This window comes from Williamsia sp. Y853, assembly GCF_056786495.1.
In genome coordinates this window covers 2457613-2479212 of sequence record NZ_JBXCJC010000001.1, presented here as the reverse complement: position 1 = coordinate 2479212, position 21600 = coordinate 2457613, and the positions used below count along the sequence as shown (strand labels likewise).

The 21600-nt window shown below is 62.1% G+C and carries 20 protein-coding genes; 11 read left to right on the top strand and 9 right to left on the bottom strand.

Annotated elements, in window-relative coordinates; all coding sequences use genetic code 11:
• Positions 1–32 precede the first annotated feature (32 nt).
• The 4 genes from AC1TPF_RS11340 (at position 33) to AC1TPF_RS11325 (ending at position 4663) form a co-directional block, all read left to right on the top strand.
• The gene (locus AC1TPF_RS11340; protein WP_482135037.1) at positions 33–1382 is read left to right on the top strand and encodes a cytochrome P450; all 1350 of its coding nucleotides are present in this window, start codon (positions 33–35) and stop codon (positions 1380–1382) included.
• Between the two features lie 82 nt (positions 1383–1464).
• Positions 1465–2733, top strand: coding sequence for an amidohydrolase family protein (locus AC1TPF_RS11335; protein WP_482135038.1), 1269 nt, complete (start codon positions 1465–1467; stop codon positions 2731–2733).
• A 65-nt stretch (positions 2734–2798) separates the two neighbouring features.
• The gene (locus AC1TPF_RS11330; protein ID WP_482135039.1) at positions 2799–3773 is read left to right on the top strand and encodes an NADPH:quinone oxidoreductase family protein; all 975 of its coding nucleotides are present in this window, start codon (positions 2799–2801) and stop codon (positions 3771–3773) included.
• A gap of 107 nt (positions 3774–3880) precedes the next feature.
• Positions 3881–4663: an enoyl-CoA hydratase/isomerase family protein gene (locus AC1TPF_RS11325; protein WP_482135040.1), complete on the top strand. Its 783-nt coding sequence runs from the start codon at positions 3881–3883 to the stop codon at positions 4661–4663.
• Between the two features lie 67 nt (positions 4664–4730).
• Here the strand turns inward: AC1TPF_RS11325 and AC1TPF_RS11320 are convergent, their stop codons facing one another.
• The 3 genes from AC1TPF_RS11320 to AC1TPF_RS11310 all read right to left on the bottom strand — a co-directional run bounded on the left by AC1TPF_RS11320 (position 4731) and on the right by AC1TPF_RS11310 (position 6629).
• Positions 4731–5006, bottom strand: a complete 276-nt coding sequence (locus tag AC1TPF_RS11320) for a hypothetical protein (RefSeq protein ID WP_482135041.1) — start codon at positions 5004–5006, stop codon at positions 4731–4733.
• Between the two features lie 88 nt (positions 5007–5094).
• On the bottom strand, positions 5095–5856 hold the full coding sequence (locus tag AC1TPF_RS11315) for an SDR family oxidoreductase (RefSeq protein ID WP_482135042.1): 762 nt from the start codon (positions 5854–5856) through the stop codon (positions 5095–5097).
• A gap of 14 nt (positions 5857–5870) precedes the next feature.
• Entirely contained in the window at positions 5871–6629 is a 759-nt protein-coding gene (locus AC1TPF_RS11310) for an SDR family NAD(P)-dependent oxidoreductase (RefSeq protein ID WP_482137213.1), read from the bottom strand.
• A 472-nt stretch (positions 6630–7101) separates the two neighbouring features.
• Between AC1TPF_RS11310 and AC1TPF_RS11305 the strand changes: the two genes are divergently transcribed.
• The 5 genes from AC1TPF_RS11305 (at position 7102) to AC1TPF_RS11285 (ending at position 13420) form a co-directional block, all read left to right on the top strand.
• Complete coding sequence (locus tag AC1TPF_RS11305) at positions 7102–8679, top strand: ABC transporter substrate-binding protein (RefSeq protein ID WP_482135043.1); 1578 nt, start codon at positions 7102–7104, stop codon at positions 8677–8679.
• 192 nt (positions 8680–8871) lie between these two features.
• Positions 8872–9663, top strand: coding sequence for an SDR family oxidoreductase (locus AC1TPF_RS11300; protein ID WP_482143875.1), 792 nt, complete (start codon positions 8872–8874; stop codon positions 9661–9663).
• Between the two features lie 97 nt (positions 9664–9760).
• On the top strand, positions 9761–10696 hold the full coding sequence (locus AC1TPF_RS11295; protein ID WP_482135045.1) for a TIGR03619 family F420-dependent LLM class oxidoreductase: 936 nt from the start codon (positions 9761–9763) through the stop codon (positions 10694–10696).
• A gap of 34 nt (positions 10697–10730) precedes the next feature.
• Complete coding sequence (locus tag AC1TPF_RS11290; RefSeq protein ID WP_482135046.1) at positions 10731–12218, top strand: aldehyde dehydrogenase family protein; 1488 nt, start codon at positions 10731–10733, stop codon at positions 12216–12218.
• A complete protein-coding gene (locus AC1TPF_RS11285) occupies positions 12215–13420 on the top strand; it encodes a CaiB/BaiF CoA transferase family protein (RefSeq protein WP_482135047.1) in 1206 nt (401 codons plus the stop codon). The genes AC1TPF_RS11290 and AC1TPF_RS11285 overlap by 4 nt, the downstream gene beginning before the upstream one ends.
• A gap of 49 nt (positions 13421–13469) precedes the next feature.
• Here AC1TPF_RS11285 and AC1TPF_RS11280 read toward each other — a convergent pair whose 3' ends face one another.
• The 4 genes from AC1TPF_RS11280 to AC1TPF_RS11265 all read right to left on the bottom strand — a co-directional run bounded on the left by AC1TPF_RS11280 (position 13470) and on the right by AC1TPF_RS11265 (position 19005).
• Positions 13470–14204 carry an alpha/beta fold hydrolase gene (locus AC1TPF_RS11280; protein WP_482135048.1) on the bottom strand — a complete coding sequence of 245 codons (735 nt, stop codon included), beginning with the start codon at positions 14202–14204 and terminating at the stop codon, positions 13470–13472.
• Positions 14205–14361: 157 nt separating this feature from the next.
• The gene (locus AC1TPF_RS11275; protein WP_482135049.1) at positions 14362–15030 is read right to left on the bottom strand and encodes an HNH endonuclease family protein; all 669 of its coding nucleotides are present in this window, start codon (positions 15028–15030) and stop codon (positions 14362–14364) included.
• Positions 15031–15052: 22 nt separating this feature from the next.
• Positions 15053–17356, bottom strand: a complete 2304-nt coding sequence (recG, locus tag AC1TPF_RS11270) for an ATP-dependent DNA helicase RecG (protein WP_482144089.1) — start codon at positions 17354–17356, stop codon at positions 15053–15055.
• Positions 17353–19005 carry a DAK2 domain-containing protein gene (locus AC1TPF_RS11265; protein ID WP_482144087.1) on the bottom strand — a complete coding sequence of 551 codons (1653 nt, stop codon included), beginning with the start codon at positions 19003–19005 and terminating at the stop codon, positions 17353–17355. The genes recG and AC1TPF_RS11265 overlap by 4 nt, the downstream gene beginning before the upstream one ends.
• A 239-nt stretch (positions 19006–19244) precedes the next feature.
• Between AC1TPF_RS11265 and rpmB the strand changes: the two genes are divergently transcribed.
• On the top strand, positions 19245–19436 hold the full coding sequence (gene rpmB / locus AC1TPF_RS11260) for a 50S ribosomal protein L28 (protein ID WP_036517975.1): 192 nt from the start codon (positions 19245–19247) through the stop codon (positions 19434–19436).
• Between the two features lie 2 nt (positions 19437–19438).
• Positions 19439–20257 carry an enoyl-CoA hydratase/isomerase family protein gene (locus AC1TPF_RS11255; protein ID WP_482143873.1) on the top strand — a complete coding sequence of 273 codons (819 nt, stop codon included), beginning with the start codon at positions 19439–19441 and terminating at the stop codon, positions 20255–20257.
• A 100-nt stretch (positions 20258–20357) separates the two neighbouring features.
• On the opposite strand, the gene AC1TPF_RS11250 is transcribed toward AC1TPF_RS11255, so the two are convergent.
• Together AC1TPF_RS11250 and AC1TPF_RS11245 are read right to left on the bottom strand one after the other, a co-directional pair.
• Complete coding sequence (locus AC1TPF_RS11250) at positions 20358–21038, bottom strand: uracil-DNA glycosylase (protein WP_482143871.1); 681 nt, start codon at positions 21036–21038, stop codon at positions 20358–20360.
• Positions 21039–21044: 6 nt separating this feature from the next.
• Positions 21045–21566 carry a gamma carbonic anhydrase family protein gene (locus AC1TPF_RS11245; protein ID WP_482143870.1) on the bottom strand — a complete coding sequence of 174 codons (522 nt, stop codon included), beginning with the start codon at positions 21564–21566 and terminating at the stop codon, positions 21045–21047.
• Positions 21567–21600: the final 34 nt, after the last annotated feature.

Here is a 21600-nt window from a genome sequence, read left to right as displayed (position 1 = left end):
GCCGCCGGCAAGACACCAGAGAGGACAGCGCGATGAGCACCGACAACGTTGCAGCACAGACCAATCGCAGGGCACCGGTATTCCAGTTCGACCGGCACGCAGCGGACTATCGCGACAACTTCTCGAAGATCACCGAGGAGATGCAGTCCAAGTGCCCGATGGCCTGGTCTGACACCTACGACGGCCACTGGGTTGCCGCAGGTGCCGAAGAAGTCTTCACCCTCGCCCGATCGGTCGGATTGTCAAACGACAACGACATCAAGGGAGTCCGCCGCGGATACAAGGGGATCATGATCCCGACTGCGATCAGGTCGGCAGGCCGCATCCGTGGCGGCATCCTGGAAATGGATGATCCCGAACATCGCGAATTTCGCGCGATCCTCAACCCCTATCTGTCGCCCGCTGCCATCAAGAAGTGGGTCCCGATCATCGATGAGGTGATCCGAGCCAGCATCGACGAGAAGATCGAAACGGGCAGCATCGATTTCATCGATGATCTGGCGAATATCGTTCCGGCAGTCATCACGCTGGCCATGCTGGGCATCCCGGTTGTGAAGTGGACCGCCTACTGCGAACCTGTGCACGCGGCCATGTACACCCCGCCTGATTCGCCCGACATTCAGCGGATCAGTGCCCTGCACCAAGCCATGGGTGCAGACCTCCTGCTCAATCTCCATGAAATCCGGGAGAACCCGCGGCCCGGGCTCGTCGACGCGATTGTCCGCGCCACCATCAACGGCGAGAAGCCGGACGATGCAGAGCTTCTCGGCGTCATCAGTCTGCTCATTGGCGGAGGGTTCGACACGACCACAGCACTGACGTCCCACTCGATTGAATGGTTGTCACAGAATCCCGACCAACGCGAGATCCTCAGCCGGGAGCGGGACACGATGTTGGACTCGGCGACGGAAGAGTTTTTACGCTTCTTCTGTCCGACACCCGGTGACGGCCGCACCTTCTCCGAAGACGGTGAAATCAACGGCATCGAGTTCAAGGAAGGTGAGCGCCTGTTCCTCTCGTGGGCGATGGCCAACCGGGATCCATCGGTCTTCGACGAGCCCAACAAGGTCGATCTCGAACGTACAGCCAACCGGCACTTGAGTTTCGGACTGGGCGTCCACCGCTGCATCGGGTCGAACCTGGCGCGAACAGTGTTCAAGCGCATGCTCGTGGCAGTGCTCGATCGGATGCCGGACTACCACTGCGACCCAGAAGGCGCCGTGCACTACGACTCCATCGGCATGATCCAGGGCATGCGTCAACTCCCGGCCACCTTCACCCCCGGCCCGCGAATCGGCGCCGGACTCGACGAGACGCTGGTGAAAATTCAACGGATCGTCGACGAGCAGGGGCTCGCCGCACCGATCACGGCACAGAAGTAGGACCGACACAGCTCTAAGTCCACCACCTGAATTGACGAGGTTGCCGACATCTCTGCGCAACCATGGAGAGGATCGATCCCCGATGAACATTGACGACATGGTGATGGTCAGCATCGACGACCACGTGGTCGAACCTGCCGACATCTTCGAAAAGCACTTCCCCAAGCACCTCATGGACCAGGCGCCGAAACTGACCGCCAATCCACGGAACCCGCGGGTCCAGGCCTGGCAGTTCCAGGACAAGGTGGTCGGCAGCTCCGGACTCAACGCCGTCATCTCGTGGCCGAAGGGTGAATGGGGCATGGACCCCACCGGGTACGCCGAAATGCGACCGGCCGTCTACGACATGGACCTGCGCGTTCGGGACATGGACGCCAACGGCATCCTCGCCTCCACATTGTTCGCCACCTTCCCCGGCTTCGCCGGCACCCACCTGGCGAGCCTGCCCGACAAGGCCCTGTCGCTGGCGGCCTGCAGGGCGTTCAACGACTGGGTGGTCGGCGAGGTCCCCGACGCCCATCCCGGCCGCTTCATCCCGCTGGGCATCCTCCCCTTCTTCGACATCGACGAGTCGGTCCAAGAGGTCCACCGCCTGGCCGCCATGGGATGCCGGTCGATCAGTATCCCGGAGACGCCCTACGGGTCGGGCTACCCCGACTTCGCGTCCGGCTACTGGGACCCGATCTTCGCCGCATGCGTGGAACACGGAATCGTCCTGAGCCTGCACATCGGTGGCGGCTTCAGCCTGATCCAACGGCCGGAAGGGGCCAACATCGACAGCATGATGGTGTTGACACCGCTGATCTCCACCATCGCCGCAACCGACATAATGCTCAGCGGAGCCTTCCAGAAGTTCCCTGAACTCAAGATTGCCATGAGTGAGGGCGGCATCGGATGGGTCGCACCGTGGCTCGACCGGCTGGAGCGCAATATCGTCAATCAGTCGTGGACCGGATTCACGTTCCTACCCAGGGGTAAAACACCTACCGACGTGTGGCGAGACAACTTCCTCGCCTGCTACATCACCGAGCCCAGTGGTCTCAGCAACCGCAACAAGTTGGGCATCGACACCATCGCCTGGGAGTGCGACTACCCGCACTCGGACTCCACCTGGCCCCGGTCACCGGAGATCCTGAAGGCCGAGCTCGACGATTCCGAGTGCTCGGACGACGAGATCAACAAGATCACCCATCAGAATGCCGCGAACTTCTTCGGCTGGGATCCGTTCAAACACATTGCGCGCGAGGACGCCACAGTGGGCGCACTCCGTGCTCGCGCTACCGACGTCGACATCCGCGAGACGTCCAAAGAGGAATACCGCCGCCGCTACGAACTCGCTGCCACGCAGTAGCGGCCACGGCAACAGGCAATTCCCGAGCGTCGCGACGCCCCAACCGTCCAGGAAAGTGATTTCATATGCGCGCTGCAATCTGTTCGGACTACGGGACCCCCGAGACCATCACGATCGAAGCACTCCCCTCACCCCCATTGGAGGCAGGGCAGGTACGGATCCGCATCGAGTCCGCAGCCGTCAACTTCTCGGACGTACTACTGGTGGCCAACAAGTATCAGGTCACCGTCCCGACGCCATTCACTCCCGGCAGTGAATTCGCCGGCGTGGTGGCCGAAGCCGCCGACGGAGTCGACTCGGTCGCCGTGGGCGAGCGCGTTGCGGGTACCGGGTTCGTCGGCGCCTTCGCCGAGGAGATCATCATCGCCTCCGACAAGCTCACGCTCCGCCGGATCCCGGACGGTGTAGAGACGCGCGTCGCCGCAGCCTTCGGGGTGGCCCACCGGACGGCGTACCACACGCTCCGATCGGTGGCTCACCTCAAGCCTGGCGACGAATTGATCGTTCTCGGTGCCGGTGGTGGCGTCGGAATCGCAGCCGTTCAGCTCGGCGTTGCACTCGGCGCAACGGTCACCGCAGTAGCGTCGAGCACCCAAAAGCTCGACGTGGCAGCGTCGTACGGCGCAAGCAACCTCATCAACCATCGCACCGACGATCTGCGAACGGCATTGAAGGCTGCGCTCCCCCAAGGTGCCGATATCGTTGCTGATCCGGTGGGTGGCGATCTCTCAGAGCCTGCTCTGCGGGCACTACGCCCGGGCGGTCGCTTCATCACGATAGGGTACGCATCCGGTGTCATTCCGAAGATTCCGCTCAACCTGATATTGGTAAAAGGTGTGCAGGTCAACGGTTTCCAATTCAAAGACATCCCGCCGGAAGAGTTCCGCCGAAATGAGGCCGAGCTCACCGATCTACTCGTCTCCGGGCGTGCGGTCCCGCACATCGGCGCCGAGTTCCCACTCGACAAGACCGCAGACGCTCTCCGGATGGTCGCAGATGGTCAAGCGATTGGAAAAGTGCTCATCGACCTGACTGCCTGACGTCAGTCCACACCAACAACAGTTTCGGGAAGCCCGGGAACGGTGTTCCCGGGCTTCGCCTTTGCGAGATCATCGTTCTCAAAACCAAGAATGGAGTAGGTGTCCCCATGGGAGATGACTTAGGAGCCAACGGTTTACGATTCGAGCGCGACGGTTCCATCGGATGGTGCACCATCGATCGGCCGTCGGCTCGAAACGCATTCACCCCTGCGATGTATTACGGCTTGAAACGAGCGGTTCGCCTCGTCAACTCCGATCGGGACCTGGCCGCGCTGATCATCACCGGAGTCGACGACGTATTTGCACCCGGCGGCGATCTGGGTGGACGCACCGAGCCTGGTGACAACCTGCCGGAGGGCCTTTCGGGCAGCGATGTCGTACCCTTCCTGACCATCCGGGACAGCCGCGCACCAGTGATTTCCGCCGTCAACGGAATCTGTCAGGCCGGCGGACTACTGGTTGCGATGATGTCCGACATCGCCGTCGCCAGCGACCGGGCCACGTTCCGCGTGCCCGAACTGTTGCGCGGAATCCCGGACGCGACCTTCGCCGCCGCTTTGCCCGCACATGTCGGACTCGCGGCAGCACGCGATTTGATATTGTCCGCACGCAAATTCGATGCGGCGGAGGCACTGCGACTCGGGGTGATCTCCAGGGTGGTGCCGCACGAAGACCTGCGGTCGGCCGCACTCCAGGCAGCACGTGAGATATTGCAATCGGCGCCGATCGCACGAGCTCAGGTCAAACGAATGCTCAACGAGCGATACGGGCTGTTCGACTACGAGACGATGTTCGGCGCGCTCGAAACGTCGCAAGAGCCGCGCGAGGGAATGCGAGCATTCATGGAAAAGCGTGATCCGAATTGGATTCCGGCGAACCTGCCGAGCTGACACTAGAAAAACATTCGAGGCCGTCATCCGGAGATGACGGCCTCGAATACTTTTACCCTTTACCCAATCAACGCGGCTTGGAATACTCCGACTTCACAGCCATGATCCGCATTGTCGGGATCGGTCCATAACTCAGCGAATCCGACATGTTCAACTGCTTCGCCGCCGCCGCGAGATGTACATTTTCCTTCGCCTTGTGGGGATCACCCTCGAGTTCGTAGAGCGTCACCGACGGACCGCCGTCTGGATCCGCCGCCACGAGTCGAGTTCCGGCGACAAACCCGTCAAGCGCCACCACCTCCGGTATGTGGACCTCGTCGTACCATTTGTTGAATTCGTCCAATCGATCAGGATGGGAAGGATGTGATTCAACCAGCAAGTAATGCTTCATGCGAATTCCTGACTGTTAGAAGTGTTGTGAAGAAGCGACTTCAGACCCGTACAACCCAGCCGCCGTCAATGTTGAGAGTGTGGCCGGTCACCCAGTCACTGCCCGACGAAACGAGGTACAGCAGACCCGGATTCAGCTCCTCCGGTTCTCCGAAGGGGAACGGAATTGCGTGTTTGACCATTTCCTTGAGCTCCGGGGGCGATGCGATCGAGCCGGCTTCCGTGTTGACCATGCCCGGCGCGATCGCATTCACCCGAATCCCGAACGGCGCCAACTCCCGCGCCAGTGACACCGTCATGCTCACCAACCCCAGCTTGGTAACGCCATATGCCTGTGCGGCCATGAATGCACCACTCGACGACTGGTTCACGATCTTGCCGTAGCCGCGCTCCTTCATGTACGGCACCACTGCACGACTACAAAGGAGCGGACCGGTGAGATTCACTGCGAGAGTGCGGTTCCAGAGTTCGAGATCCATCATGGTGAGGGACCCTTCACCGACCACCTCTGCCATCAACCCCGCATTGTTCACCAGGATGTCGACCGACCCGAAATGATCGGCCGCGGTGGCCGCCATCTCTTTTGTACTGGCTTCGTCGCTCACATCGACACGAACAGGGAGGACGCGATGGCCTGCCGCGGACAGCTTCTCAGCTGCCGCGGTCGCGGCTTCGAGATTCACGTCAGCCAAAACCACGGCTGCACCCGCCTCGGCGAGCCCCTTCGAATACGTACTGCCAATCCCTCCTCCGGCTCCGGTGACGATGGCCACTTTGCCTTGCAACAGCTGATTATCGGTCATTGATTCCTTCTTCATCAGACTTTTCGGGTGACTCCACCGTCGACACGAATGATCGCCCCTGTGGTGAAACTTGATGCAGCACTGGCCAGATGGAGTGCTAGTGGACCGATCTCTTCCGGTCGTCCCATGCGCCGAAGTGGCACGAACGGCGCATCTTCCCCCTCGGCCGGCGCCCAAGACTTGGAGATATCCGTCCGGAAGGGACCGGGCAGAATGGCGTTGACCCGCACTGTCGGCGCAAATGCATCGGCCAATCCAACTGTCAGGGCATTGAGACCGGCCTTGGCACATGCGTAGGGCAACTCCCTGACGCTGGCGACGAGGGATCCGGCAGTACCGATATTGATGATGGAACCGCCGCCGTTCTCGGCCATGTGGGTTCCGGCGCGGACGGCCAATCTGAAGGGCCCCTTCAGATTAACTCCGAGCGTCTTGTCGTACAAGTCCTCGGTGATGTCATCGAGATTCTTGTAGGGCGGTGACATACCGGCGTTGTTCACCAGCACGTCGAGTCTGCCGAAGTGTTCGAGTGTCCGGTCGATCAGACGCTCACAGTCATCCCAATGTCCGACGTGACACGCAATCGGAAGTACCTTGCGCCCAGTCGATGCCATCACTTCGTCGGCGGCGCGCTCGCATGAGTCGAGCTTCCGGGACGCGATCACGACGTCTGCTCCCGCTTCGGCAAGAATTTGGGCAACCGCTCTACCAATGCCACGGGATCCACCCGTGACGATCGCAACTTTTCCGGCCAGGTCGTGGAGATGTTCCAAAGTGTTCACAGAGGTCAATCATGCCCGATGTGAACACGTTTTGAATAGCCCCTTTTCGGTTTTGAGAACGGAATTTACAACATCGTTCCGCCGGCCTCAGATCCCCGAAGAACCTCGCCGGTGAATTGCGTATACTAGCCATACACAACTCGATTCGGCGTCTTATCGAAACAGTTCTGTCAACGATTTCGATCCGGAATTATCGGACGAAGCAGAAAAGGCCACCTGGTACGCCGAAGTCTCGGAAAGTTTCGACTCCGCTGTTCTTTTTTTTCGAGAGTTGTGTTCTCCTACTAGGGTCACGCGCTTGATTCGGATGGTCGGCGGAGCGCACGGTTCACAGAAGAGAACCGTTGGTTCCCAGGCCCTCCCAACGAATCGTCTGTGTGGAGACTCCGCCTCACCAGTCACACCTCACACTTTTCTAGTCCGCGGTTCCTGTGGTTTCCCAACCTTTCCCGAGAGGTCGATGATGTTCCGATCCAGATACGTTGTTACTGCAGTTGCGGCGGCATGCGCCGCCACGCTGCTCCTGAGCTCTTGCGCCGGCACGGATTCCGAGAATTCTGGCTCCGGATCGGCGGCCGACGTCGGCGATCCGGTGGCGGGCGGAACGCTGCGCACGATTCAGATGGGTGAACCGCGCAGCCTGGACCCGGCCGCCTTGTCGAACACCTGGGCGCATCAGCCGATACTCGGAAACGCCCTCTACGGAACGCTGATGATCAACAATCTCGAGACACTCGAGGTCGAATACAACATGGCAACGGGCTTCGCCACCACCGATGGCGGCAACACTTTCAACCTCACGCTGCAGCCCGGACTCACCTTCACCGACGGCACTCCGCTCGACGCCGCGGCCGTCAAGTTCAACTGGGACCGACTGCGCGACCCCAACCTGGGCTCCACCGCCGTCCGACAGGCGGCACAGGTCAGCAACTCCGAGGTGGTCGACCCCACCACACTGAAAGTGACATTGGCAGCACGCAATCCACATTTCGCGCAGGGCATCTTGACGACCGCGATGAACTGGATCGCCTCGCCGGCGGCTCTGCAGAAGGGTCGGAAGGCCTTCGACGAAAACCCAGTCGGTGCAGGCCCATTCACCCTGACCAGCTGGAGCCGCCAAAACCAGATCGAACTCGAGAAGAATCCCGACTACTGGGATGCACCCAGGCCCTATCTCGACAAGATCAACATCCGCACCGTGGCCGACACCGAGCAGCGTTTCAACGCGATATCGACAGGCGGCACCGATCTCAGCATGGAGGCCAGCTGGTCCACCCTGGACAAGGCCGAAGCCGCCGGAATCTCCACCGAGATCGTGTCCGCCGGTGGCGGTCAGCTCCTCGTCATGAACTCTGCTCGCGCGCCGTTCCAAGATGAACGGGCTCGCCGGGCAGTCGCACTCGCCCTCGATCCGGAAGTGATCAACTCAACCGTCTACTTCGGTACCGGCCAGGTTCCTCAGACACTGTTCCCTGAAGGATCCCCCTATTACGCTGATATCCCACTCAATGAGCAGAACAAAAAAGTTGCCCAGGAGCTGTTCAATGAGCTTGCAGCAGAGGGAAACCCGGTCTCCTTCTCGTTCCTCGCGTACCCCACAACGGAAACGAAAGGGGCCGGCGAATCAGTGCAGGCCCAACTGAGCGAGTTCGACAATGTCAACGTCGAGGTCGAGGTCGGCGACTACGGTGCTGTCACCGCACGGGCCGGCGCCCGCGACTTCGACATGATCGTCTCGTCCGCGGTCACCCAAGATCCGGATTACGCGTTGTGGACCGCCTTCCACGGCGACTCCCCCGGGAACTTCTCCGGCCTCGATGACCCGGAACTCAACGACGCCCTCGATGCCGGTCGCCTTGCTGAAGGGACAGACGAGCGCAAGGCGGCGTACGAAACCGTTCAGGAGCGTCTCACCACATTGGTGCCGGCATCGTGGTACATCAAGGCGGCGCCTTCGGTGATGTACGCCAAAAACGTGCACGGAGTTCAGCTGTACACCCTGGGTTCACCACTGCCCGAAAAGATCTGGATGACAAACTAGCGCCCAACGCGGCACCGACCGCTCGCCACGACATCCAACTCGGTTACTCCCGCGCATTGACACTCGACGTGGGAGTAGCCGAGTTCCGGAGAGCACCACGAAGCCTTCGTGGCGATCGAACAGCATGTCCAATCCATCAGATTCCCAGTAGTTTTCATGACACCGATGGACATCTCGAACGGAGTTCAAAGCATGGATCTATCCTCTGCGCGTCACGCATTCATAACCGGTGGCGCAAGCGGTATCGGCCTCGGAATCGCCGGTGCACTGGCCGATCGCGGCATCTCGATCACCATTGCCGACATCAACCGGAAATCGCTGGAAACGGCTATCGGATCGCGTGGGTCCGGGTTCCAGGGAGTTGCGCTCGACGTACGCGATCGCGCGGCATGGGCGGTGGCCAAGTCCAAATCCGAAGCTGCCTTCGGACCAGTCGACATCCTGGTCAACAACGCTGGAATCGGTTTCAATGGGTGCGATGTGATCGACATGGACCCGGAGACTTTCGACATGCTCATCGCCATCGATCTGACCGGAGTGTTCAACGGCGTCGCAACATTCGGCCCGGACATGCGCGCACGCGGGCGCGCACACATCGTCAACACAGCGTCGGTGATGGGGTTGCTCTCGGGCGCCCCGGGCCGGGGCGCGTACAGCGCGGCGAAGAGCGCTGTCATTGCCTTATCCGAGGCTCTGCGTACCGAAATGGCGCCGCACGGTATCGGGGTATCCGTGCTGTGCCCTGGTTTGGTGGTGTCGAACCTCGATCAGAACACGGCAAGCTTGGGTGGCCATGTCACGGATGTCGGTCACAACAAGGGAACTGGGAACAGCGCCATGGATCCGGCAACAGCGGGCGACCATGTGGCCCGAGGCATAGCGCAGAATCTGCCCTACATCATCACTCACCCGCATTACCTCGACACCATCGAGAGCCGGATGGACACCATACGCACAAGTGCCGAAGCAACAAACCAGCTTTAATGAAGTCGATCCTCCACCAGGACAGCGTGTTTCGAGCCCACAACCGAATCCGGCACACGCAGCCGCTTCGCCGGAGCCCAGACAGGAAGGTACTGCGATGAACAGCGCTGCCCGCGCGTCACACGACGGCAGCAGGTCCGGTCGGCGAAGCAACGGAACTGACGCTTTCCGGCCTGCGGTCGGACTGCACTACGGTGGCACCGACCAGTCGATGCCTCTTGTCGATCTGGCCCTGGCCGCCGAGGAGCGCGGGTTCGATTCCCTGTTCTTGCCTGAACACTCACACATTCCCAGTGCGCGCCGGTCACCGTTCCCCGGTGGCGGAGAAATGCCGGAGCGTTACTTTCGTTTGTGGGATCCGCTGGTCGGACTCGCGCAGGTGGCCGCGACAACAAATCTCGTCATCGGCACCTGCGTCGCGCTTCCCGGTGGCCATGATCCGATCTCCTATGCCAAGGCGATCGCCACGCTGGATGTGATGTCGGGGGGCCGATTCGTGATGGGTGTCGGGTTTGGTTGGAACAACGACGAATCCGAGGATCACGGCTTCGCTGCGGAGGCCAAGTACGCGGTTGTCACCGAGAAGATCGAACTCATGAAGACGCTCTGGACAGCGGACGAAGCCACTTACGCGGGTGACCATGTTCGGTTGTCGCCGAGCAGGGTTTGGCCCAAACCACTGCAAGACCCGCATCCACCGATACTGCTGGGATCGCGGGCCAGTCCCATCAACTTTCGGCGCATTGCCGAATGGGGCGACGGCTGGATCCCGATGGGTAACGATGTGGTCGACACCCTCGGAACCCAACTCCCCCAGCTGCATTCGGCGTGGAATGGAGCCGGCCGGGACCTCGCGGACCTGCAGGTGGTCGTACTCCAGAAGATCCGGCCGAGCATCGGTGAGATCATCGACCGGCTCGGAGAACTGGGCGTTCACAGAGTACTCATCGACATCCCCACAGCCGGTGCGAGCACCATACTTCCGCTCCTCGACGAGGTCGCAGAAGCGGCTGCAACACAGCTTCGACAGTGATCAACCGAATGCTCGAATCCACCCAGGAGAACGTATGACATCTCAGAACATCTCAGTTCCCGACAACCCTCAGTCGGGCACTCTCGATCGGCGCCTGCTCATCAACGGAGAGCTCGTCACGACCACGCAGACGTTTGCGTCGATCAATCCCGCTACCGGCGAGCTCCTCGGTCACGCGCCGGACGCGGGTGTCGACGAGACTGAACAAGCCATCGCTGCGGCGCGGAAGGCGTTCGAAACCACCAACTGGGCCACCGACGTCGAGTTCCGCATCACGTGCCTCGACCAGCTGCACCGAGCACTGCTCGACAACATCGAGGAATTTCGCGAATTGACGATCGCCGAAGTCGGCGCGTCCCACCTCAGTACGCTCGGTAGCCAGCTCGACACACCTGTCGGGATCGTCCGCTACTACGCCGACCTGCTGCGCACGTACCCGCTGACCGAAGAGCTCGGCGAAGTCGAGATCAAGGGACAGAAGCACAACCGCTGGATCGAGAAAGAAGCCGCCGGCGTCGTTTCGGCGATCATCGCGTACAACTACCCGAACCAGCTTGCGCTGGCCAAGGTGGTTCCTGCGCTCGCTGCCGGATGCACGGTGATCCTCAAGGGAGCTCCGGACACACCGCTCATCACGCTGGCCTTGGGCGAGCTGATCGCCGAGCACACCGATATCCCGGCAGGCGTGGTGAACGTCTTGTCCTCGACTGCGGTGGAGGTGGGTCAGATGATGACCACGCACCCTGATGTCGATGTCGTCACCTTCACCGGGTCCACACCCGTTGGCGCTCAGATCATGGCGGCAGCGAGCGCGAGTCTGAAGAAGGTGTTCTTGGAGCTGGGCGGCAAGTCGGCGCTGATTGTGCTCGAAGACGCAGACTTTGCCACGGTCGCACAATTCGCGGCGTTCACAATCTGTTCCAACGCCGGGCAAGGTTGCGCGCTCACCACCCGGCTGCTCGTGCCGCGGGCCCATCACGACGAAATCGTTGCCAGGGTGGCCGGTCTGCTCGAGCATGTGCCCTACGGTGATCCGTCCGATCCGGCGACCTACATGGGCCCGCTCATCAGCGAACGCCAACGGGACAAGGTGGACGCCTTGGTCCAGCGGGCAATCGAGGCCGGCGCGACACTCGTGACCGGTGGCAAGCAGGTCAATCCCGGATACTTCTACACGCCGACACTGCTCGCGAATGTCGACCCGGACAGCGAACTCGCACAGGAAGAGGTCTTCGGCCCTGTCCTCGCAGTCATCCCGTTCGATGACGACGAGCACGCCGTGCAGATTGCCAACAATTCGAAGTACGGACTCTCGGGTGGTGTCTTGGGCGCCGACGACGACCGGGCGATAGCCATCGGCCGCCGGATCCGGACCGGGACCTTCAGCGTCAACGGCGGCAGCTACTTCTCTCCCGATGTTCCTTTCGGCGGCTACAAACAGTCCGGCATCGGCAGAGAGATGGGTACCGCCGGACTGGAAGAATTCCTGCAGATCAAAGCCTTTGCGACGGTGACCAAATGAAGCCACTCGAAGGTTTCCGTGTTCTCGAGGTAGCGATGTACGGCTTCGTTCCTTCAGCGGGCGCAGTGCTCGCCGACTGGGGGGCAGACGTCATCAAAGTCGAACACGCGGTCACCGGAGATCCGCAGCGTGGCCTTCGTCAGATCGGACCGATGAAGGTCGAGGGTGACCCCAACCCCAATGTCGAACATGCCAATCGAGGTAAGCGCAGCATCGGCCTCGACATGGGCCGACCGGAAGGCAAGGAGGTGCTGAACGAGCTCATCCGCACCTCGGACGTGTTCCTCACCAGTTTCCTACCGCAGGCCCGGGCCAGGTTCGGAATCGACGTGGACGATGTGCGCTCCGTGAACCCGAAGATCGTCTTCGCACGGGGCAGCGCACTGGGCCCGCGAGGTGTGGAGGCAGACAAGGGCGGATACGACATGACCGCCTTCTGGGCCAGAGCCGGTGTCGCCGCCACGCTCACACCTCCAGATATGGAGGGGATGGTCTTTCCGCCGGGGCCCGCGTTCGGAGACACGATCTCGGGCACAAACCTCGCGGGCGGCGTTGCCGCAGCCCTTCTCAAACGTGAACGCACGGGTGCTACGTCCGTCGTCGACGTATCTCTCTTGAGTAGCGGCGTCTGGGCCATGGGACACGGGCTCGCATTGTCGGCACACGTCGGCGAAGCGATGGTTGCTCCTGTGCCCGGTGAGCATGGCGCCCTTACCAATCCACTGTCCGGACTGTACGCCACGGCCGATGGGCGCTACCTGACCTTCGTCATGTTGCAGCCTGCCAAATTCTGGGCCGATGTGTGCCACCATATCGACCGTCCCGATCTCGCGGACGATCCCCGCTTCGCCGACGCCGCGCTGATCGCCGCCAATACCGATGTGGCAGTGACTATTCTTCGTGAAGTCCTCGCCGGCCGAACCCTGGCAGAATGGACGGAGCGTTTCGCCACCTTGGCGGGCCCGTGGGCACCGGTGCAGGATTCGTTGCAGGTGTCCAACGACGCGCAGGTCGTGGCCAATGAATATATGCTGCCGGCGGGCGAACTGACACTGGCCGCCAACCCGGTGCAGTTCGATGTCACTGCACCCGAGCTCGGCCCCGGACCCGAGTTCGCCGCCCACACCGACGAAATTCTCGCCGAGCTGGGCTTCGATTGGGATCGCATCGTCACGCTGAAAATCGCGGGCGGAGTGACCTGACCGCCCGCTCGACGACGACTTCGGCACGGTCGACGGCGGGCTGCCCCGGTCAGTCGCGGCCCGCCTCGACGATCTTTTCCGCAAGCCGAGCAGGGGCGGTGAACATCAGTTCATGGCTCCCCGGCGTCTGCACGATCCGGCACAGGCCCAACCGGCTGGAGAACCTGGGATGCCATGCGAACTCGCCGTGAGGCATGGCGGTGTCGTCGGTGCAGTTCAAGTAAGAGGCGCGTAGTTGACCGGCCGCGATGAGTTCGTAGAACTTGCTCAGCTCGAGCTTGTCCTCCAGCATCCTGACAGGGGTCGCGCAGATGGTCTCGTAGGCTCGCAACGCGACATCACGATCGGCATCATTCAGGAATGCTTCCCGCCACACATCCCACGGAAGCATAAACATGCCGTCCACCGCGAACGCTTGAGTCATTTCTCCATAATGCGCCGGAGATTCATCGTTGATGCTATTTCCGTCCGCGAGGACGAAAGCGTTCCAATAGACAAGACGTCGAATGCGTTCGGGAATCTGTTCGGCGACCTTCGAGATGATCGTGCCGCCAAAGCTGTGTCCGAGGAGAACAAAATCTGTTAGTTCACGATCATTGATGTACTGCAGCACCGAATCAACGCCATCTGCGTGCGAAGCAGTCGATTTCTCCTCGCCGAAACCGGCGACTGTCGGAGTATGCACCCGATGCCCGGCCTTCTCCAGAAACTCCACCACTGGGGCCCAATGTTTTCCGGTATGCCACGCCCCATGTACCAGCACGAATGTGTACGACTGCGCCATTGTCTTCTCCTGAACGGTTGTTTCCGGAAGAGTAAAGCAAATTTCTCTTTTGTTCCAATGAACAATCTGTCGGCGATAGACAATTTCCTACCGATTGCATTCTGCAATTCATCTATAGCAATGCAATAAATCGGCGCCGCCCGATCGCGACACCACGTCAGCAACGACGCAGTGCCGACTTCAACACCGGCACGGACAGGGCATCGAGATACAGCCCGTAGGTCCGCATCACCACCACGAACTGGGCCGCATATTGACAGTGAAATGACTCGTTCTCCGGCATCCACCGCGACGGCTGTTTGTCACTCTTGTCCTGATTCGCGTCGCCATCGACCGCCACCAGATTCGCCGGATCATTGGCAAAGCGTTGCCGCACTCGCGAACTCCAGTTCCGGGCACCCATATCCCAAGCAAAAGACAGCGGGACGATGTGGTCGATCTGAACCTTGGCGCCGGTCCCCTGCCCACGCCGGAAGACCACCCACCGACCGCTGTAGGGGCTACGGAACTCGCCGGTGGCGACTGCGCGAACGCAACCACTCGTCACCGCAAAGGTCTTGTCCTGAAGATCACGGTCAAGGATGTCGTTGCGGGTGTCGCATCCGTTGCGTGAACCACCCGCATCGGTGTCGTCCGTCCAGGCGGTACCAAAGGCGCTGCGGTCGTAGTCCGGCGCATCCGGCCGGGCGGCGAGTGCCGGAATCAGCGTCAGCTCACCGAGCAGCCGCTGCGCGTCGGGTGAGATGGCTTGCGGGCGGTTGATCGCAATCCCGACACCGGCGACCACAACAGCCGAGGCAGCAAAAACAACCAGTAACGCCCACACCCGGGCCGAGAGTTGCCCTCCGCTAGGACTTGTCCAAAAACGCCAGCCGGACCGGCCCCAGAATCGAATCGACAAGCGCTGCCATCGGTTTGTGCTCGACCAGGGTGAGGTCCGAGCTGACCACCTCGTCGGCCAGGGCCCTCGTGTCGTCGATGAGGTCACCGTCTGTGAGGAGCGAGAGGAACCGGAGCGAGGAGGTCTGACCGGACTGGAGCGAGCCAAGCAGATCACCCTCCCTTCGCTGAGCCAGATCCACGAGCGACAATTCGAACCCGTCATTGGACGCCGCGACAGCCCGCAAACGTTCCATGGCCGGCGACATATCTGCCGCGCCGGTCATCAACAAACACAGACCCGGCAACCCACCACGACCGACACGACCACGCAGCTGATGCAGCTGGCTCACGCCGAACCGTTCGGCATCGACGATCACCATCGTGGTGGCGTTGGGGACATCGACACCGACCTCGATCACGGTGGTCGAGACCAGGATGTCGACATCGCCTGCCGTGAAGTCGGCCATCACCTGAGCTTTGTCATCGGAATGAAGCCGCCCGTGCAGCAACTCGATTCGATACTTGCCCAGCGGACCCGTCGACAAGGTGTTGTACATGTCGACCGCTGCGATGGCCGGCTCACCACCCGCCTCACTCGATTTCTGCGCCGACTTCTGGCCGGCAGCGGTGCCGTCATCGCCGATCCGCGCACACACCACATAGACCTGACGCCCGGCCTGCACTTCCTCGTCGACACGTTCCCAGGCCCGCTGCACCCACTTCGGGTTGCCCTTGGGCACCACGCTGGTGGTGATCGGCTGACGACCCCGCGGCAGTTCCCGCAGCGTCGACGTCTCGAGGTCACCGAACACGGTCATCGCGACCGTGCGCGGAATCGGGGTCGCGGTCATCACCAACAGATGCGGCACGATGTCGTCGCGGCCCCGCGAGCGGAGCGTATCCCGTTGTTCCACACCGAATCTGTGTTGCTCGTCGACGACAACAAAACCCAGGTTGAAGAAGTCGACATGCTCTTGCAGCAGGGCGTGCGTGCCGATGAGGATGCCCACCTGACCGGTGACCGTCTCGAGGAGTGCGGTGCGTTTGGCCGCGGTCTTCATCGAGCCGGTGATGAGGGCGATGCGGGTGGCACCCTCCTCCCCCTCGAGTTGGCCCTCTTTGGCCAATCCGCCCAGCATGTTTTCCAGTGTCCGGAAGTGCTGCGCGGCAAGAACTTCGGTAGGTGCGAGCAGTGCACACTGGTAGCCGTTGTCGATCACCCGGAGCATGCTGAGCAACGCCACCAGGGTCTTACCCGATCCGACCTCACCCTGCAGTAGTCGGCTCATCGGCGCGACCTTGGTCAGTCCCTCAGATTCCGGACGTGCCATATCCGCGGTGATCTCGTCGATGACCTCGTTCTGTCCGTCGGTCAGCGTGAACGGTAGGCGCTTGAGGAACCGGTCTTCGAGGCCGCCGTCCACGTGGGGGCAGGAGGGGCCTTCCGCGCCGCGATCCACATATCTGCGTTGTGCCAGCGCCAGTTGGAGTGCCAGCGCTTCGTCGAACTTCAGGCGCGCTGACGCCTGGTCGATGTCGTTCTGCCCTTCGGGGATGTGGATCTTGCGCAGCGCCTCGTCGGCGCCGATCAGCCCGCGGGCCTTGCGCTCGTCGTCGGGCAAGGAATCCTCGATCGGATCGAGATACCCCAGTACCGCACGCACGCACTGCCAGATCGTCCAGGCCTGCAGCTTGGCAGTGGCCCGGTACACCGGTATGACGTCGCGCAGGAACTCTGAGAAATCGATTGTGCCGTCGACTTTTTCACCGCTACCGGCATCGGTCGCCAACGCCTTCGCGATACCCTGCATCAGGGCCGAACCCACCGCGTCGTCCGCTTCGATCGACGTGCCGTCTTCGGGCAACTTCAGCCAGTTGGGGTGGGTGAGCTGCAGTTCTTTGTTGAAGTACTTCACCTCACCGGCCATCATCACGCGGGAGCCCTTCGGGAGCTTCGACGCGATCCACGGCGAATTGAAGAACGTCACCGAGATGCGGAAATTCCCATCGAAGACAACAAGTTTGGTCATCTTGCGGCGCGAGTTCCGGATCGGGATGGTTTTGCTGTCCTCGACCCGGGCCACCACAGTCAGACGTTCCCCCGGCTCGGGTTTGCGTTCGCCGGACAGGTCACCCTGTTTGACGTAGCGATCGGGTACATACCGCAACAACTCGCCGACGGTGTTCACGTTGATCTGCTCGGCCAGCAGATCGGCAGCCTTCGCTCCCAACACGACATCGAGCGACTCCGACAATGCCACCACTGCTATTCGACTCCCACCTGAAGCAGTTCGCCCACCTGCCCACCCGGAAAGCTCACGAACTCGACTCCGGGGTGCACGGTGTTCACATGATGTTCGAGTTGCTCGAGCACCTCGGGGTCGAGATTACGCCCGGCGAGCACACTGACCATCTCGCCACCGGTGCTCAGCAGAAGATCGATCAAACCGGCAGCCGCGCCGATGATCTCGGGATGGATCACGAGTACGCCATCGCCGATGAGACCCAGATGGTCGCCGGGTTCGCAGGTTCCGGCGAACGTCAGGGTTCGCTCGGTGGCCGTGACCACGGCACCAAATCGGGTGGCAGCGGCGGCATCGGCCATCGCGTACGCGTCGTCGTCGGCCAACTCACCGGGATCATGGACGGCCATCGCCGCCAGGCTCTGCACCATCGAACCGCCGGGCAAGATCACCACCGAACGTTCCCGCGAGCGCGCAGCCGCGGCCACGGCAACCAGGTCCTGGGCCGGTAGCGCTCCGTTACCCATCAAGATCACGTGCGCACTGTCGACATCGATGATCGCCTTCGCCAGCACCTCGGCATCCAACTCGCCCTCGCCACCGGTGTCGGCACGAACAACCACGGCGCCTTCGTGCTCGAACAACTCCGCGGCCTCGTCGCCGGTGACAACTGCGACGACTGCACGCCTGCGACGCGGTGGACGCGAGGCCTTGTCTTCTTGTCCCCGGTGGGCATCGAGCAGGAAACAGCTGATCCTGATGTCGCTCACGCGGCCGAGTGCCACGCCCGCTTCGATCGCGGCACCCGGCTCGCAGGTGTGGACGTGGATGGAAAAACGCTCGCCCGCACCGTCGTCCGCGCTGTCGCCGACGATCACCACGGCGTCGCCGAGGTCGCCGAGGTTGGTGCGCAGCGTCGAGATCTGGTCGGCGGCGGCACCGTTGAGCAGGTACATCACCTCGAAGTCCATCTCGTCGTCGCTGTCACACGACTCACCGACCTGGTGCCCGATCCAATCCCCACCGCCGACCAACGCGCCCTGGTACCGACGGCGGCGGGTCGACACACCGGTCAGCACCTTGACGAGCTCATCGAAGATCACCAGAAGTCCCCGACCACCGGCATCCACCACCCCCGCCTGGGCCAGGACATCCAGTTGCGACTGTGTGAGCTCGAGGTCGTCGGAACAACCGTCGGCGATGGCGCGCGCCAGGTCGGCGGGGGTGGACTCGGCATGGTCGGCAGCGTTCTCCGCCGACCGCCGCAGCAGAGTCAGCACTGTGCCCTCACGAGGTTCGCTGACGGCCCGGGTCGCGGCCAACGAGCCCAGCCTCAGGCCCGCGACCCACAGCTTGTTGAAGGAGACCCGGCCCCCGATGGCATTGATCTCGGCCGCGTCGGCCAATCCGACCAGAACCTGCGACAGGATGATCCCGGAGTTACCCCGGGCCTTCGCCACAGCGCCCTCGGCCATGGCCCGGGCGACGGCCGGGGTGTCGGCATCGTCGTCGAGCGCGTCAACTGCCAGAGCAGCCGAATGCATCGTGTGCAGCATGTTGCTGCCGGTGTCGGAGTCCGGAATCGGGAAGACATTCAGATCGTTGATCTCGGCGCGCACCAGATCGAGGCTGGTCACGGCACCATGGATCCAATCCCGCAACACACCTGGGTCCATTGCAGGCGCCCCGACCGGATCCACCACGTGCCGCACCTCCATCTTGTGGTCTGACACACAGACTAATCTGAGAGGCCGACAGAGTCGTTCGGTGACCATCTCTGGCCAGGGGTTTGACCACCATTTGGATCACGGGCCCGGTGACAGCTATCCTTGCAGGGTTGCCCATTGGGCGTCGGCATCCGTGTCGACAACTCTGGGCCGATGACCACCTAATTTCTCATTGAAGGAGTTCGACGATGGCTGCCGTCTGCGACGTATGCGCCAAGGGCCCCGGCTTCGGTAAGTCGGTCTCGCACTCACACCGGCGTACAAACCGGCGCTGGAATCCCAACATCCAGTCCGTGCGTGCGCAGGTTGCCCCCGGAAACCGCAAGCGGATCAATGTTTGCACCTCTTGCCTGAAGGCCGGCAAAGTCGTTCGGGGCTGAGTGTGACCGAGTTGCGGTCCACTCCGACCGATTCCGACTCAGTTCAACTCATCGATGGCGTGCTCCGCATTGCCATCGCCTCAGACAAGGCCGGTAACTCGCTGGACCGGGTCTACTTCGATCGTGGCGCTGTTGCGCTGCGTCAGTTGGCCCGCGGCGAGATCAAGGCGGGTGCGGTGCTGCTCGTCGGTACCGGAGCGAATTTCTGTGCGGGCGGCAACGTCCGCGACTTCGCTTCTGCCGACGATCGTGCCGAGTTCCTGGCCGGACTGGCCGGTGACTTCCACGACTTCATCCGCGCGCTGAACTCTGCGAACGTACCGATCGTTGCCGCGGTGCACGGCTGGGCCGCAGGTGCCGGAATGAGCATCGTCACGCACTGTGACGTTGCCATCGCCGGTACCTCGACGAAGCTCCGTCCGGCATACCTCGGCATCGGACTGACCCCCGACGGCGGCCTCACCTGGACGCTGCCGCGGGTCATTGGTGCCGCACGTGCACGCGACATCATCTTGACCAACCGCGCGGTCGACGCCGCCGAGGCACTCGACCTCGGCCTGATCTCGCGTGTGGTCGAAGACGATCAGGTGCTGGTCACCGCCGAGGCTGCTGCAGCCTCGATCGCGGCCGGCCCGTGGCGCACGCTCACGGCCACGCGCAAGCTCCTGAACGCATCGGCGACCCGCTCGCTCACCGAGCAGCTCGACGCCGAAGCAGAGTCGATCGCTGCACTGTCCGCATTGCCGGACGGCATCGAGGGTGTCAACGCGTTTGTCGGCAAGACCAAGCCGGACTACGCGGCGGTCAACGCCAACAGCTGAGTCTTTTTGAACTGAAGCACATTCACACCTGAAAATGGCCACCCGCTTTTCCGCGGGTGGCCATTTTTTGTGTTCGGATGCCGCCAGATCTCGGATCCGGTCAGGGTAGGCGCCAATCGATTTCCGTGCCACCCTGCTCCACCAGTGCAGTGTTGGCCCGGGAGAACGGCTTCGAACCGAAGAATCCCCGACGGGCCGACAGCGGCGACGGATGCGGCGAGATGATCGTCGCGACCCCGGGTAGCCACGGCTGCAACGACGCGGCATCCTTGCCCCACAAGATGGCAACCAACGGTTGGTCGCGGGCCGCCAATGCCTTGATGGCGCACTCGGTGACCGATTCCCAACCCTTCCGACGATGGCTTCCCGCAGCCCCCGGCGCCACGGTGAGCACCCTGTTGAGCAGCAGGACACCCTGTTTCGCCCACGGTGTCAGGTCGCCGTTCGACGGCCGCGGAAGTCCGAGGTCATCGCAGTATTCGGTATAGATGTTGCCCAGGCTCCGCGGTACCGGTTTCACATCGGGCGCCACCGAGAAGCTCAGGCCGACAGCGTGACCTGGCGTCGGGTAGGGATCCTGCCCGACGATCAGGACGCGCACCTGGTCGAACGGGTCCGAGAAGGCACGCAGCACGTTTCCGCTTTCCGGCAGATACGTGCGGCCTTCCGCGAGTTCGGCCCGCAGAAAGGCTCCCATTTTGGTGACATCGTCGGCGACCGGCGCGAGTGCGCGGGCCCAGCCCGGATCCACCAGGGCCGAAAGTGGTTGTGCGTCAGACATGGCCGTCTAGTCCAGGCGGCGCAGCGCGGTGCGGTAGTACGCAGCGTTGGCGGCGTAGTTCTCGACGCTCATCTCGATATGGTCCTCGGCAACCTCGTAGCCCTGCCGGACCTTCGCCGGAACACCCAGAGCCATCGAGCGTTCGGGAAGTTCGAAGCCGTACGCGACCACCGCGCCTGCACCGACGATCGACCCGGCCCCGATCCGAGAACCGTTGAGTACCACCGAACCTGATGCGATCAGGCAGCTGTCGCCGATGGTCGCACCTTCGATGTGCGCGTTGTGCCCGACGACACAACGCGCGCCGATCACCGTCGGATGCACGGGTGTGCAATGGATTACGGTGCCGTCCTGAATGTTCGTCTTCTCACCGATATGGATGGTCCCGTAGTCACCCCGCAGCACCGCGCCCGGCCAGACAGAGGCACCGGCCGCGAGGCTCACCGCGCCGATCACCACAGCATCCGGATGTACGTAGGCGCCTTCGCCCAGCTCGGGTTCGCGATCATCGAGTGCGTAAATAGCCATGAACGCCACAGTATCGGTAGTGCCGAACCCCACA